The 12,742-nt window shown below is 62.2% G+C and carries 11 protein-coding genes; 5 read left to right on the top strand and 6 right to left on the bottom strand.

The features are described from left to right. Nucleotides 1-13: 13 nt before the first annotated feature. The 5 genes from NKJ55_RS15245 (at nt 14) to NKJ55_RS15265 (ending at nt 4,887) form a co-directional block, all read left to right on the top strand. Nucleotides 14-733 (top strand): FadR/GntR family transcriptional regulator, encoded by a 720-nt coding sequence (locus NKJ55_RS15245; protein WP_352450622.1) that lies wholly within the window; start codon nt 14-16, stop codon nt 731-733. 14 nt (nt 734-747) lie between these two features. Continuing rightward, nucleotides 748-1,953, top strand: a complete 1,206-nt coding sequence (locus tag NKJ55_RS15250; RefSeq protein ID WP_352450623.1) for a mandelate racemase/muconate lactonizing enzyme family protein — start codon at nt 748-750, stop codon at nt 1,951-1,953. 39 nt (nt 1,954-1,992) lie between these two features. Then, the gene (locus tag NKJ55_RS15255; protein WP_502895713.1) at nt 1,993-2,976 is read left to right on the top strand and encodes a sugar ABC transporter substrate-binding protein; all 984 of its coding nucleotides are present in this window, start codon (nt 1,993-1,995) and stop codon (nt 2,974-2,976) included. Between the two features lie 196 nt (nt 2,977-3,172). Further along, on the top strand, nt 3,173-4,153 hold the full coding sequence (locus NKJ55_RS15260) for an ABC transporter permease (protein ID WP_352450624.1): 981 nt from the start codon (nt 3,173-3,175) through the stop codon (nt 4,151-4,153). A gap of 2 nt (nt 4,154-4,155) precedes the next feature. Further along, nucleotides 4,156-4,887, top strand: coding sequence for an ATP-binding cassette domain-containing protein (locus tag NKJ55_RS15265; RefSeq protein WP_254819755.1), 732 nt, complete (start codon nt 4,156-4,158; stop codon nt 4,885-4,887). 52 nt (nt 4,888-4,939) lie between these two features. On the opposite strand, the gene NKJ55_RS15270 is transcribed toward NKJ55_RS15265, so the two are convergent. The 6 genes from NKJ55_RS15270 to NKJ55_RS15295 form a co-directional block, all read right to left on the bottom strand. After that, nucleotides 4,940-5,854, bottom strand: a complete 915-nt coding sequence (locus tag NKJ55_RS15270) for a sugar-binding transcriptional regulator (protein ID WP_352450625.1) — start codon at nt 5,852-5,854, stop codon at nt 4,940-4,942. Nucleotides 5,855-6,036: 182 nt separating this feature from the next. Next, nucleotides 6,037-7,092: a hypothetical protein gene (locus tag NKJ55_RS15275; protein WP_352450626.1), complete on the bottom strand. Its 1,056-nt coding sequence runs from the start codon at nt 7,090-7,092 to the stop codon at nt 6,037-6,039. Beyond that, the gene (locus tag NKJ55_RS15280) at nt 7,093-8,175 is read right to left on the bottom strand and encodes an ABC transporter ATP-binding protein (RefSeq protein WP_352450627.1); all 1,083 of its coding nucleotides are present in this window, start codon (nt 8,173-8,175) and stop codon (nt 7,093-7,095) included. It lies immediately after the preceding gene. Nucleotides 8,176-8,252: 77 nt separating this feature from the next. After that, nucleotides 8,253-9,578 (bottom strand): iron-containing alcohol dehydrogenase, encoded by a 1,326-nt coding sequence (locus tag NKJ55_RS15285; protein ID WP_352450628.1) that lies wholly within the window; start codon nt 9,576-9,578, stop codon nt 8,253-8,255. Next, nucleotides 9,571-11,100: a xylulokinase gene (locus NKJ55_RS15290; protein WP_352450629.1), complete on the bottom strand. Its 1,530-nt coding sequence runs from the start codon at nt 11,098-11,100 to the stop codon at nt 9,571-9,573. The genes NKJ55_RS15285 and NKJ55_RS15290 overlap by 8 nt, the downstream gene beginning before the upstream one ends. A 65-nt stretch (nt 11,101-11,165) precedes the next feature. Then, nucleotides 11,166-12,695: an ABC transporter substrate-binding protein gene (locus NKJ55_RS15295; protein WP_352450630.1), complete on the bottom strand. Its 1,530-nt coding sequence runs from the start codon at nt 12,693-12,695 to the stop codon at nt 11,166-11,168. Between the last annotated feature and the right edge of the window lie 47 nt (nt 12,696-12,742).

The following is a 12,742-nucleotide window of genomic DNA, read 5'->3' on the forward strand; positions in this document are numbered from 1 at the left end:
AACTGGAGATTGCGTGAGCACGGCCGTATCCGCAAAACATTCCGACGCAGCGAGTCTGGTCAGCAACACGATCGGCGAGATCACGCGCCATATCCGCGCGCATGAGCTCGGGCCCGGCGACCGGCTGCCCAGCGAGGCCGCGCTTTCGAGACAATTGAGCGTCTCGCGTACCGTGGTTCGCGAGGCCTTCAGCTCGCTCGCCGCCATGCGGCTTATCGACCTGAGGGCGGGCAGACGGGCTACCGTCGCCGAGCTGGATTATGGCGCCATGTCACTGGTGATCGAGCATGGCGTCCACACCGAGCAGATCACGGTCCAGCAAATCTACGACGTGCGCCGCACGATTGAGACCCGCACCGCCATGCTGGCGGCCTTGCGCAGAACAGCTGACGAAGTGGAAAGGATCAGGACGCACGCGCTCGCCATGCGCGAGAATTTCCAGCGGCCGGAACAGGTCATGGAGCACGATCTCGCCTTTCACCTCGAAATCGCCAAGGCTGCGAAGAATCCGGTTTTCAGCCTCATCGTCGGCGCGTTCGAGCGCGTATCGCGCCACACCTGGCCGATCGGCTGGCGGAGCCGCCCTTCGGATGCCGAGCAGTTGGCGATGATCCAGATCCATATCGACCTCGCCGAAGCCATCGAGACCGGTGATCCCCAGTCGGCGCGTGACCTGATGGCGAGGCATTTTGACGAGAGCGTCAAGGCCCTGCTGGCGGCCGGCATCGCCTGAGGAGCAGGGGCGCAATGAAGATCACGAAACTGGAAACGCTGCGGCTCAAGGAGCGGCCGAACCTTCTCTGGGTCCTGGTTCACACGGACGAAGGCCTCGTCGGACTCGGCGAGACCTTCTTCATGGCTGAAACCGTCGAGACCTATCTGCACGAATATGTCGCGCCGAGCGTGATCGGGCGCGACCCCTTGCAGATCGACCTGCTTGCCGCCGACCTCGTCGGGTATCTCGGTTTCCGATCGACGGGCGCGGAAGTCAGGGGCAATTCCGCTTTCGACATCGCGCTTTGGGATCTGTTCGGAAAGGCGACCGGTCAGCCGATCGCACAACTCCTCGGCGGGTTCACCAGGCACGAGATCAGGACCTACAACACCTGTGCCGGAACCGAATACATCAAGAAGGCCACCGGGCAGACGACGGCCAACTACGGGCTCGACAAGCCCGGCGACGCCTATGATGATCTGAACGGCTTCCTTCACCGCGCCGACGAACTAGCGCATTCGTTGTTGGAGGAAGGCATCACGGCCATGAAGATCTGGCCCTTCGACATGGCCGCCGAGAAAACGCGCGGCCAGTACATATCGCAGCCCGACTTGAATTCCGCGCTGGCGCCATTCGAGAAAATCCGCAATGCGGTCGGCGACAAGATGGACATCATGGTTGAATTCCATTCAATGTGGCAGCTGCTGCCGGCCATGCAGATCGCTCGCGAGCTTGCCCCCTACAAGACCTTCTGGCACGAAGATCCGATCAGGATGGACAGCCTGTCCAGCCTGAAACGCTATGCCGAGGCTTCGCTGGCGCCGATATCGGCTTCTGAAACGCTCGGTTCCCGGTGGGCCTTCCGCGACCTTCTCGAAACCGGAGCGGCCGGTGTCATCATGCTTGATATCAGCTGGTGCGGCGGGCTCTCGGAGGCGCGCAAGATCGCTGCCATGGCTGAAGCATGGCATCTGCCGGTCGCGCCACACGACTGCACCGGTCCAGTGGTGCTCGGCGCATCGACCCACCTGTCGCTGAATGCGCCGAACGCGCTTGTCCAGGAGAGTGTCAGGGCCTTTTACAAGACCTGGTACCGCGATCTTGTGACCGCTTTGCCGCAGGTGAAGAACGGCATGATCACCGTGCCTCCCGGACCGGGCCTCGGCATGGAACTGAACCCGGAGATCGATCGCGCCTTCACGGCGCTTCGACGGGTGAGCGATGCATCTACTCTCTGAAAATGAACCTGAAGCAGCTTTCTACGGAGGAGGAGAACCATGAAGAAGCTACTTATCTCGGCAGCCTTGGCAGCAGTACTGGCTGGAGGCTCGGCAATCGGCTCACGCGCACAGGAGCCGATGAACATCGTCTTCACGCATCATTCGTCGGCGTCGAACCCGTTCTGGCAGGCGGTGAAGAAGGGGTTTGACGACGCCTGCGCCAAGATCCAGGCCAATTGCCAGATGGTCTTCACGCAGACCGAAGGCTCGATCGAGCAACAATCGGCCAACATGCAGGCGGCACTCGCGGCAAAACCGGACGCGCTGATCACCTCGATCGTCGACAACAATGCCTTTGACCAGATCATCGCCGACGCCCGCGCTGCCGGCGTCACGGTCATCGCGTCCAACGTCGACGACACCGAGGGTGCAGCCGGCAATGCCCGCCAGGCTTTCATCGGCCAGGGCTTCATTCCCGCCGGCTACGAACTCGGCAAGAAGATGTCCGAGTTCTTCCCCAAGGAAGGCAAGATCAGGGCGCTCGTCGGCGTCTCCGCGCCCGGTCAGAACTGGTCGGAACAGCGCGCTGCCGGCGTCATGAAGTTCCTTGAGGAATACAAGGCCGCGAATGCCGGACGCGAAGTGGTCATTGAACGGCTCGACACCGGCACAGATGGCGCCGTCGTCGCCGATCGTGTTGGCGCCTATCTGTCTGCCCATCCGGACACCACGGTGTATTTCGACACCGGCCTTTGGCATGCCTACGTGGCCCAGGTCCTGATCGATCGCGGCATCGAGCCGGGCAAGGTGCTGATGGGCGGCTTCGACATCGTCTCGGAAGTCCTGCAACAGATGGAAGCGGGTTACATCCAGGTCCAGGTCGACCAGCAGCCCTACATGCAGGGCTTCATGCCCGTGATGGAAGCCTATCTCGCCAAGAACGTCGGTCTGCTGCCGGCAGACATCGACACCGGCAAGGGCATCATCGTCAAGGAAGACGTGCCGAAACTCAAGGAACTGGCCGCACAAGGCGTGCGGTAGGCGCGAAGCCGGCGTCCTCTCCTCGTTCTTTACGCGGAGAGGGCGAGGGCCGGGGCCAGGGAGCAAGGCCTTGGGCGTCGGCTCCGTCCCATCCTCCAACGGCATCTCCCTTGTCGAGGGCGGTAGACGACAGACTGCCGCCATCCCCTTGCCGATGCGACAAGCCAGCGCAAACAATCCCAAGCCGGAGCGAATGATGAAGCGCTTGATGAAGATTTATCTGGAGAAGCCGGAGCTTGCGGCGGTCGTGTTCCTGCTCCTCCTCCTCCTCGTCTTTCAGATTCGCTCGAACGGCGTATTTCTGAACACACAGAACGTGCGCGGAATGCTTGGGCTGCTGCCTGAAATGGGGCTGGTCGCGATCGGTGTGACCCTGCTGATGATATGCGGCGAGTTTGATCTTTCCGTAGGCTCGGTATTTGCGCTGACCCCGATGACCATGGCGGTGATGCTGGCGGCAGGCGTGCCGTTCGCGCCGGCCTTTGCCGCCGGGCTCGCCATTGCCGCCCTGATTGGCTTCTTCAACGGGTTCATAACGATTCGTTTCGCGATACCAAGCTTCATCACCACGCTTGGCATGCTGTTCATCGCGCGTTCGCTGACGGTGGTAATCTCCGGTGGCTTCCCTCCTGTCATCCCGGCCAACGCTCTGCCCAAATGGCTGTTTACGATCTATGTGGGGCCGGGCGACCTCTTTCGCATGTCGTTCTTCTGGTTTCTCGCCGTGGCAATCCTGGCGACGGTGCTTCTGTCGCGCACGAATTTCGGCAACTGGGTGCGCGCCACCGGCGGCTTTCTGCCCGCCGCGCAATCGATGGGCATCCCGACGGCCCGGGTGAAGGTCGCCTGCTTCATGATCTGTTCGGTGCTCGCCGGCTTTGCCGGCACCATTCAGGTGATGCGGCTCGGCGCGCCGCTGCCTTCGATCGGCGAGGGGCTGGAGTTGCAAGCTGTGTCGGCTGCCGTCATCGGTGGCGCCTCGCTGACTGGCGGCATCGGCACCATCTTCGGCGGCATCATCGGGGCTGCCCTGATCCGCGTCATCGACAACGGACTGGTGCTGAGCCAGGTTGACGCCAACTGGTTCAAGATGGCAATCGGCTTCCTGACTATCTTCGCGGTCGTCGTGAACGCCTGGCTTCGAAAGCGGGGCAGGGCAATGAAGGTGGAGACCTGATCATGGCGGCACCCATCATCGCGATCAAGGGACTCCAGAAATGGTATTCCGGCGTCCACGCCTTGAAGAACGTCACTCTGGACATTTATCCAGACGAGGCGCTGGGCCTTGTCGGCGACAACGGCGCCGGCAAATCGACGCTGATCAACATCCTGTCAGGCACCCAAAAGCCCGATGGCGGCGAGATCAGGATCGAAGGTGAACCGGTCCGTTTCTCGAACCCGCGCGACGCCATGGATCGCGGCATCGAGACGATCTACCAGTACAATTCGATGGTCCCGACCATGACCATCGCCCGCAACGTTTTCATCGGACGCGAGCCGGTGAAGGGCTCGGTTTTCGGCATCGGCATCCTGGACCAGAAGCGCATGCGTGACGAAAGCGTCAAGGCGATCGCCGACGTCGATCTGCATCTGAGGTCACCCGACGCGCTGGTCGGCGAACTGTCGGGCGGCCAGCGCCAAGGCGTGGCGATCGCCCGGGCCATGCACTTCAAGTCGAAAGTCATGATCCTCGACGAGCCGACCAATCATCTCTCGGTCAAGGAGACGCGGAAGGTGATCGGCTTCGTTCGCGCCCTCAAGGCCCAGAACATCACCAGCGTCTTCATCAGCCACAACATGCATCATGTTTTCGAATGCTGTGACCGGGTCGTGGCGATGGCGCGCGGCGAGATCGTTCTCGACAAGCGGATCGGCGAGACTTCGATCGAGGAAATCCACGAGGTTCTGTGACGCGAAGAAGCGATCACTCGCGAGCCGCTCTGCTGGTAGAGGTCAGTCTGCGCTACGGCTTTTCCGCAAGGATCGCCTCAGCGGTTTTCTCGTCGGTGATCAGCACATCGACGACTCCCAGACGCAACACGGCGCGCAGCACCGGAACCTTGTCGAGGCCGCCGGAGGGCAAGATCACAGTGTCGACGTCGCGCAGATGTTCGGGGGCGAGGCCGATGACACGGCTGTTTAGCGGGTGATCGACGAGTTGTCCGTCGGGGCCGATCCAGTGGCCGCAAATATCGCCGACGGCTCCGGCTTGGCGGAGCGATCTGAGATCATCGTCTCCTACCAGTCCGATCCGAAAGATGGTGGCGTCCTTGTGCACCGCGCCCACCGAAACGAAAGCGGCGTCAACGTCGCGGGCATGGGTGAAGGCGTCTTCGAGAATGGACTGGCGCATAAGCAGATCGCGCGTGGCCTCCGTATCCGTGAATACCGGTGCTGCGATGTAGAAGCATTCCGCATCGAAAAGCGCCGCGAGCCGCGAGGCGATTTCATAGATGTTGATCGCCGATCCACGCGTGAGCCCGCCAAGCAGGGAAACGACCGACATCCCTCTGACGGGGCGTACGGTCACTGACCGCAGACTAAGCTGGAGCGTCCGTCCCCATCCCACGCCCACCGATATCCCGTCACGGATTCTATGCGACAGGGCTTCACCGGCAGCGGCTGCGATCACCTGTGGCACCAGGGCGGGATCGGGCGGTGTCGGAACCACGATTGGGTCGGAAACGCCATAGGCGTCCCGCAGCCGGTGCTCCAGCTCGATGCAGTTCGCTACCTTGGAATTGATGCGAATCTGAACGATCCCCCGCTGACGGGCATGCGCCAGCATCCGGTTGACGCGAAGGCGGGTCAGGCCAAGAGACTTGGCGATTTGCGCCTGCGTCAGGTCACCGACATAAGCAAGCCAGGCGGCGCGCACGAGCAGCCCTTCCTCGCGATCGGCCGTGACGGAACTCGTTACGGCTTGGCGGCCGTCGCGTTTCTTTCGTGCTGGTTTCTCCATCAGATCATCCTGTCCACTCCGCGGCAGCGGGTCCCGAGCGGGTTCGGCGGAGCCATGTGCTCATCGATGTGAGGCATCAATCGAGTCTCCCGGCTCCGCTAGCCTCGATGATAGCGGTCGAAGGACAAAACCAGCGGAGCATCATGGCAAATTGCGTCGATGATGGCCCTCGTCAGCGGCAGGCGATCGTGGGGAAGTACACCCCGGGCCATCATATTCTTCAAAGTCGGACCAAGGTCCAGCGCCAGTTGCGCGCCCTCGACCGTGTCCGAACTCATATGTTCGCGCTTCGCCACCGAATAGGGCAGGCCGCGGCCGAGCAGGCGCCCCATGCGACCGTTACGGCCCGCCTGGCAGGTCACATAAAGATCGCCGGAGCCGGCCAGCCCCAGCACTGTTTCGACCTTTCCACCCAGAGCTTCGACCAGAATCGCCATCTCGGCGAGGGACTGCGAGAAAAGCGACGAGGCTAGGTTGTGCATGAGCGCGCCATTGGGCGCCTTGCCGTCGCGCTCGAGCAGCCCGACGGGAGCCCCAACGGCGAGTGTGTAGAAATTCTTGAACGCAGCGCAGATCTCGACGCCGACGAGATCGGATGACGATCGCGCATGATAGAAAGGCGCGCGCAGAATGCGGGACGCCGCGGCGACCTGGTCGGGATCGTGCCCGGCCATGATCACAGAGGTGTCGCGCTGCGCCGCCAGTTCGCCGGCAATGCACGGTCCGCCGACGGCCATCACCGGGACCGACAAGCCAGTGCGTTGCTCGATCTCGCGGGCAAGCAGATGTGGCAGGATTTCCACGCCTTCGTCGCTTGCCGCAAGCCCTTTCGTAATCATCAGTATCGGCACGGGCGACTTGATGTTTTCTGCAATGCGGTCGATCGCCCAAGGAATGCCGGCCGACGAGACGCCGAGTACAAGCAGATCGGGTCCATCGTTCATCGCCGCAGCGAATTCGGTCCAGGAACAGGCGGTTACCACATCAGGCAGAGCGATGTTGAGGCGTGGGTGATGACTTGTGCTGGCCACCGAGCCGACGATCTCCCCATCGAGATGGGTCCCGACAAGAGTGATGCGGTTACCAGCGTGAGCGGCCGGAAGCGTCATGGCAGTGCCCATGACGCCGGCGCCGAGGATGATGATCCGCGCCATTCAGCTTCTTCCCTTGTCCAGCCGCTCGCCGCTACCTTGGTCGAACAGGTGGATTCGCTCAGGCGCCGGCTCCAGATGGATCACAGTTCCAGGAGAGACTTCCATACGGTCGTGCAGCACCGAGCAGATTGCGGCGTTGCCCATGCTGGCAAAGATGTGGATTTCGGGGCCAGTCGGCTCGACAACCGTAATCCTCGCCGGAATGCCGCGCCCGTCGGCCACGGGTCGAAGATGTTCGGGGCGAATGCCGTAGATCACCTTTTGGCCGGGCCGGACCGCAGCCCCTGGCGGGAGCGGGAGGGATAGCTCGTCGGTCCGCACCACCCAGGCGTCGCGCTCGGAAGCCACCTCGCCATGGAACATGTTCATTGCGGGCGAGCCGATGAAGGAGGCGACGAAGAGGTTTGCCGGGCGATCGTAGACATCGAGCGGGCGCCCGATCTGCTCAATATGGCCGTCGCGCATAATGACGATGACATCGGCCATGGTCATGGCCTCGATCTGGTCATGCGTGACATAGACGGTGGTGGTCTTCAGCCGCTGGTGGAGCTCCTTGATTTCGGTGCGCATCTGCACCCGCAGCTTGGCATCGAGATTGGACAGCGGTTCGTCGAACAGGAACACAGTTGGGTCCCGCACGATGGCGCGGCCCATGGCGACGCGCTGCCGCTGACCGCCCGAAAGCTGGCGAGGGTACCGTTCCAGATAGGGGGTCAGATTGAGGATCGATGCCGCCCATCCGACCTTCTGTTTGATTTCTTCGGTTGGGCGTTTCTTCAACTGCATGGAAAAGGCCATGTTGTCGAAGACGGTCATGTGCGCATAAAGCGCGTAATTCTGGAAGACCATCGCGATGTTGCGGTCTTTGGGATGGAGCGTGTTGACGACCCTGTCGCCTATGGCGATCTCACCGGATGTGATGGGCTCGAGACCGGCTATCATGCGCAACAGCGTGGATTTGCCGCAGCCGGACGGCCCCAACAGAACGACGAACTGGCCATCCTCGATCGAGAGATCGAGTCCATCGATAATCGAGAGGGCGCCATAGTCCTTCTTTATGCTGCTGATGGTGACAGACGCCATAAATTGCTACCCTTCGATTGCCCTTGCCGGTTGGATCGCATTTTCGCCATGCGAGCGATTGGCGATCGGATGCGCTCTCACCATTCGCTCTCCAGAAACTCTTCCAAGAGTCCCGCATCGGCGGCCAGGTTGACAAAGGACCATCGGCCGCGGATTTCTCGCGAATAGCGAATGGCGTCGTGCCAAAGCGCGCGCGGCAGGTCTAGTTCCGCGCCGGTGACCGGCCCTCCCGCAGCCTTGAGTGCTGCCTCCATGCGGGCGACCGGCATTGCCATGGGCCGAACCTCCTGGCGCAGCGCCGGCCAGATTTCCGCAAGCCTGCGGTTGAAGATTTCCGACTGGCTGGCGTCGAGTGCCGTCTTCTTCATCTCGGCAATGCAAAGTGGTCCAAGTTGCGCGCCATAACGGGCCAGCATCGCCGCCTCGTCGATGGCGGTCGGCTTCACCTGCGGCGGCTCTTTCATGTCCAGCAGCCGCGCTTGCAGCCGCGCCATAACCAACGAGGCAACCCCCACCTGCTGGCCGTGCGTGGTGCCGGGATGATGGTCTTGCGCGAACATGTCGACCCAATGGGAAATCTGGTGCTCTCCCATGGACCCGGGATGGGAAACGCCGGCAAAGCACACGCCCATCGAGCACAGCGTCAGGACGCGCTGGAGATGCCCGACAGCGGTGACGTCATGCCTGGCAAGGCCAGGCGCATGGGCCAGCATCGGCTCCTCATCGCCCGCCTGCAGCTGGTAGGGCACCTCGGAATAGTAAGTGTCGAACAGCCGATGCGAAGCCCACCAGTCGATCTGGGCCGTGGAGCGGCAGAGGCTGTCGCCAAGCCCGGCGGCGCTGAGCCAGGCGGGCGCTGCGGCCGACACGCCAAGGTCCAGGAAGATGCCCCGGGGCGCGTGTGAAGGCAGCGAGATCTTGAGCCCGGAGGCCAAGGTCACCGACGCTGTCGAGGCGCCGTAGCCATTCATCGAGGCGGCCGTGCCGAAGACGGCATAGGGTCGCTCGTCGAGGAAGGTTGCATGCTTGCAGCTGTCATTGAGGACGCCCGACCCGACGGCCACGACCCCTTCGGCGTGACGTGTCTTCTCCCTGACCATCTGGATCGTCGCCTCATCACAGTCGAGGCCGTCAGGCAGCACGATTTCGTCGATGTCGGCGATGGCACGCAGCGCCTTCGCGACGCGCCTGCCCATCACATCGACGGTGTTGATATCGGAGACCACGGCGATGCGGCTGCCTAGCTTCAGCGGCGCAACGAGATCCGCCTCGCGGCCTTCCGTCGTCTCCAGCAATTCGATCGTCTGGAACGGCAGGACCGCGGCCGCGCCTGTCTTGGGATCTGTCCAGCGTCCAGCGACAACGTCCTCGATCAACGCGTTCCAGTTGGTCGTTTCAGCCATGATCGGCCTCCATGAAGGCCGCGAGGCGTTGGTTCCAGGCTGCAAGCGTTGGCCAAAGATCAGCATGGATCGCAAGAAGTTCGGCGTAGAGCGCGGCCCGTTTCGTGTCCGGTTCGAAGGTTTTGGCCGGCTCGCTGGCCATTGCGAGCGACGCTTCGGCGATGGTGGAAAACCAGCCCACCCCCTTTGCCGCCGCCATCGCCGCGCCTAGCGAGGAGGCTTCGACGGTCGTCGAACGCTTTATGGGACGATCGAGTGCATCCGCCAGAATTTGCATCCACAGGTCGGACTTCGCTCCTCCGCCGATCGCTATGAACTGGTCGATGGTCTGGGCGGCAGCCGCAACCGCCCGCTGACTTGTCGCGGCCTGATGCAGCGCTATGCCTTCCAGCACGGCGCGATAGATGTCGCCGCGGCGGCTCGAGCCCGAAAGCCCGGCAACCACACCACGGGCCGCACTATCCCAGTGTGGGTCCATGACGCCCTGCCAGTAGGGCAGGAGCATTATGCCGCCTGCGCCGATCGGGCTGGCAGCGGCTTCGGCCTCGAGCGCCTCCAGGGCATCGCTTGCGCCATGCAGATCGACGCCAAGCATTTCGCGTGCCATCCAGTCGACAAGAAAAGTGCCGGCGCGAAGGCACGTCTCATAGATATAGCCATTGTCGGCGACCGCCGTTTCGGTGCGGAAGGCCTGGTCGTGGACGTAGTCCGTGCCGAAGCTGCCGGAGACGACCGCCGTGCCGAGGTTGATGTAAGCGCATCGCGGCTGCAACACACCAGCGCCCGTGCCGGCGCATTGACCGTCGCCGCCGCCGGCGACGATCGGCGTGCCCTCGCGCAGGCCCGTCGAAATGGCCGCTTCCGAAGTTAGTTGGCCCAGAACGGTGCCGGGCCGCGCCAGGTCCGGCATCATGCGCCGGGCAACGCCCGCTGCCTCCAGTATATCGTTCGACCAGTCCATAGCCCGCATATCGAGTATGCCCATCGGGTCGGCGGATGCGGTGGACGTCACCCACCGGCCGCTCAAGCGAAAGACCAGATAGCCGTGGACTTCGGCCATCCGCTCCACCCGGGCGAAAATCTCGGGCTCTTGCTCGCGGAACCAGATCATGCGGTAAAGGCAAGGAATGACGTCCAGCGGCTTGCCGGATATTGCGTGGACGCGTGCCGCACCGAAACTCTCGCCGAAGCGGCGTGCTTTCCCACGGGCGCGCTCATCGAGCCAGAGCGTCGCCGGCCCGACCGCTTCGCCTTGCTCGTCGAAAAGTCCGAAGCTTTCGCGCTGGTTGGCAATCGCAAGGGCGGCAATGCGTGCCGGCGAAACCGTTGAGGTCACGGCGCGCAGCGCTGCGACCGTCGAGGTCCACCACTCGGCCGGATCCTGCTCGAAATAGCCCGAACGCGGGTTGGACATTGCAAGCGGTGCACGACCTTCAGCCACGGCCAGACCATTGCGGTCCCAGGCGATCGCCTTGGTTGCCGAGGTCGAGGAATCAATGCCGATGACGAGATCCGGAACCATTGCCGCCACGTTGCCAAACGGCGAGGGCGGCCGAAGCCGCCTTCGCCCAAATCACCGACTAGCCGCTAAAGACCGGCGTCCTTGACTTTGCCGTCGACAATGCCGGCAATGGCATCGAGGCATGCCTTGGCATCGCCGCCATAGTCTTGGCCCGTAAGCAATTTGCCGAGTTCAACCGGAATGTCGTTGTTCGACAAATCCGCCCAGATCGGCATGTCCGGCTCCGATCCCATCTGGTTGTCGATCGTGTATTTGATCGCATCGAAATGGCGTGTCGTTCCGGGCCCGACAACGGCCTTTGCCTTGACCCGAGGATCTGTAAAAGAGGAATTGCGCATCGGCGAGGCGCCGCCGCCGAGCGTCGATACCCGCGCCATGACATCCTTCGAGCAGACCCACTGCATGAACAGCCATGCCGCTTCCTTGTTCTTGGAATATTGCGACAGCGAAATCGTCGAGCCGCCCTGGTGACCGACGGCCGGGATCTCGTTGAAGCCGCAATCGGCGGCGGCGCGACGACCAGGAACCTCCTTGGGCGCGGGCAGGGCCTCGAACAGGCCTTTGACCTTGGAATCGTTGGCGTCGAAGCCGGGGAAATCTTCGCCCCAGGTGATTGCCATGGCGGCCTGACCCTGCGTCAGTGCCTGTCCCTGCCCGTCCCAGGTCCACGTCGTCGCCGACGGCGGCGAGTTCTTGACCAGCTCCTGATAGAATTTGAGCCCGGCCACGCCGCGCTCGTCATTGCCGACAAACTTCTTGTCTTTGTTGAAGACAGAACCGCCATGGCCCCACAATGCGAAAGTCCAGTCGCATTCCAGCGAATAGTGGCCGGACTTCGCCTGGCATGCTGTGCCGAAGATGCCGTTGCTTTTTTCTGCCTCTGTGAGCGCCTGCACGGCCTTGAGGTAGGCGTCGAGGTCTGTCGGCAGGGCAATGTTGTGTTTGTCGAAAAGATCCTTGCGGTACATCAGGATGAAGATCGGAATATCGAATGGAATTCCGCACTGTTTGCCGTTGTACATGGCGATGCCGTCGACCAGCGGCTTGGAGAAATCGTCCCAGTCGAAGTTGGGCATCGCCAGGTCTTTGTTCTGGTCATAATACTCGCGAGGATCGACGACATCCTGGGCAAACGTCGCCATCCAGGACTGGTCGAGATAGTAGACGTCGTAGGTGCCAAGCTGGCCCTGTACGTCTTGCGTCGCCTTGGCGAGAACCTGCTCCAGCGGCACGATCTCGACTTCCACCTCAATGCCGGTTGCCTTGGTGAATTCACCCGCGACTAGCTGGTTGGCAACAATCGTTGGCGGCGTCGCCTCCGAGGTGTAGCGGATTTTGGTGCCGGCATATGGTTTGCCGACGTCGGCCAGCCACTTCAGCATATCGGCGTCCTGGGCGCGGGCTTCTTCAACCCCGAGGCCCAGCATCCCCCGATTGGTGCGGCCACCACCTAGCATGGCCGATCCGAAGGCCGAAAAGCCGACACCAGCGAGCGCCATCTTCCTCATGAAGTCGCGTTTGGTTATCCGGCGCGCCGTAAAGTCATTGCAGGTATCGGCGACGAATGTCTTCTTGTCGTGTTCACTGAAGCTCATGATCGTTCCTCCATTGCGTTTTTGTCGTCGTTCTTCTCGTCTGCGCC

It is taken from the genome of Mesorhizobium sp. M0106, assembly GCF_040322715.1.
Taxonomy (GTDB): Bacteria; Pseudomonadota; Alphaproteobacteria; order Rhizobiales; family Rhizobiaceae; genus Mesorhizobium.

Excerpts from the sequence above, each read along its gene's own strand:
- NKJ55_RS15295 (WP_352450630.1), bottom strand. The coding sequence starts at position 12,695 with ATGAGCTTCAGTGAACACGACAAGAAGACATTCGTCGCCGATACCTGC.
- NKJ55_RS15275 (WP_352450626.1), bottom strand. The coding sequence starts at position 7,092 with ATGGCGCGGATCATCATCCTCGGCGCCGGCGTCATGGGCACTGCCATG.
- NKJ55_RS15285 (WP_352450628.1), bottom strand. The coding sequence starts at position 9,578 with ATGGCTGAAACGACCAACTGGAACGCGTTGATCGAGGACGTTGTCGCT.
- NKJ55_RS15260 (WP_352450624.1), top strand. The coding sequence starts at position 3,173 with ATGAAGCGCTTGATGAAGATTTATCTGGAGAAGCCGGAGCTTGCGGCG.
- NKJ55_RS15250 (WP_352450623.1), top strand. The coding sequence starts at position 748 with ATGAAGATCACGAAACTGGAAACGCTGCGGCTCAAGGAGCGGCCGAAC.
- NKJ55_RS15290 (WP_352450629.1), bottom strand. The coding sequence starts at position 11,100 with ATGGTTCCGGATCTCGTCATCGGCATTGATTCCTCGACCTCGGCAACC.
- NKJ55_RS15265 (WP_254819755.1), top strand. The coding sequence starts at position 4,156 with ATGGCGGCACCCATCATCGCGATCAAGGGACTCCAGAAATGGTATTCC.
- NKJ55_RS15280 (WP_352450627.1), bottom strand. The coding sequence starts at position 8,175 with ATGGCGTCTGTCACCATCAGCAGCATAAAGAAGGACTATGGCGCCCTC.
- NKJ55_RS15255 (WP_502895713.1), top strand. The coding sequence starts at position 1,993 with ATGAAGAAGCTACTTATCTCGGCAGCCTTGGCAGCAGTACTGGCTGGA.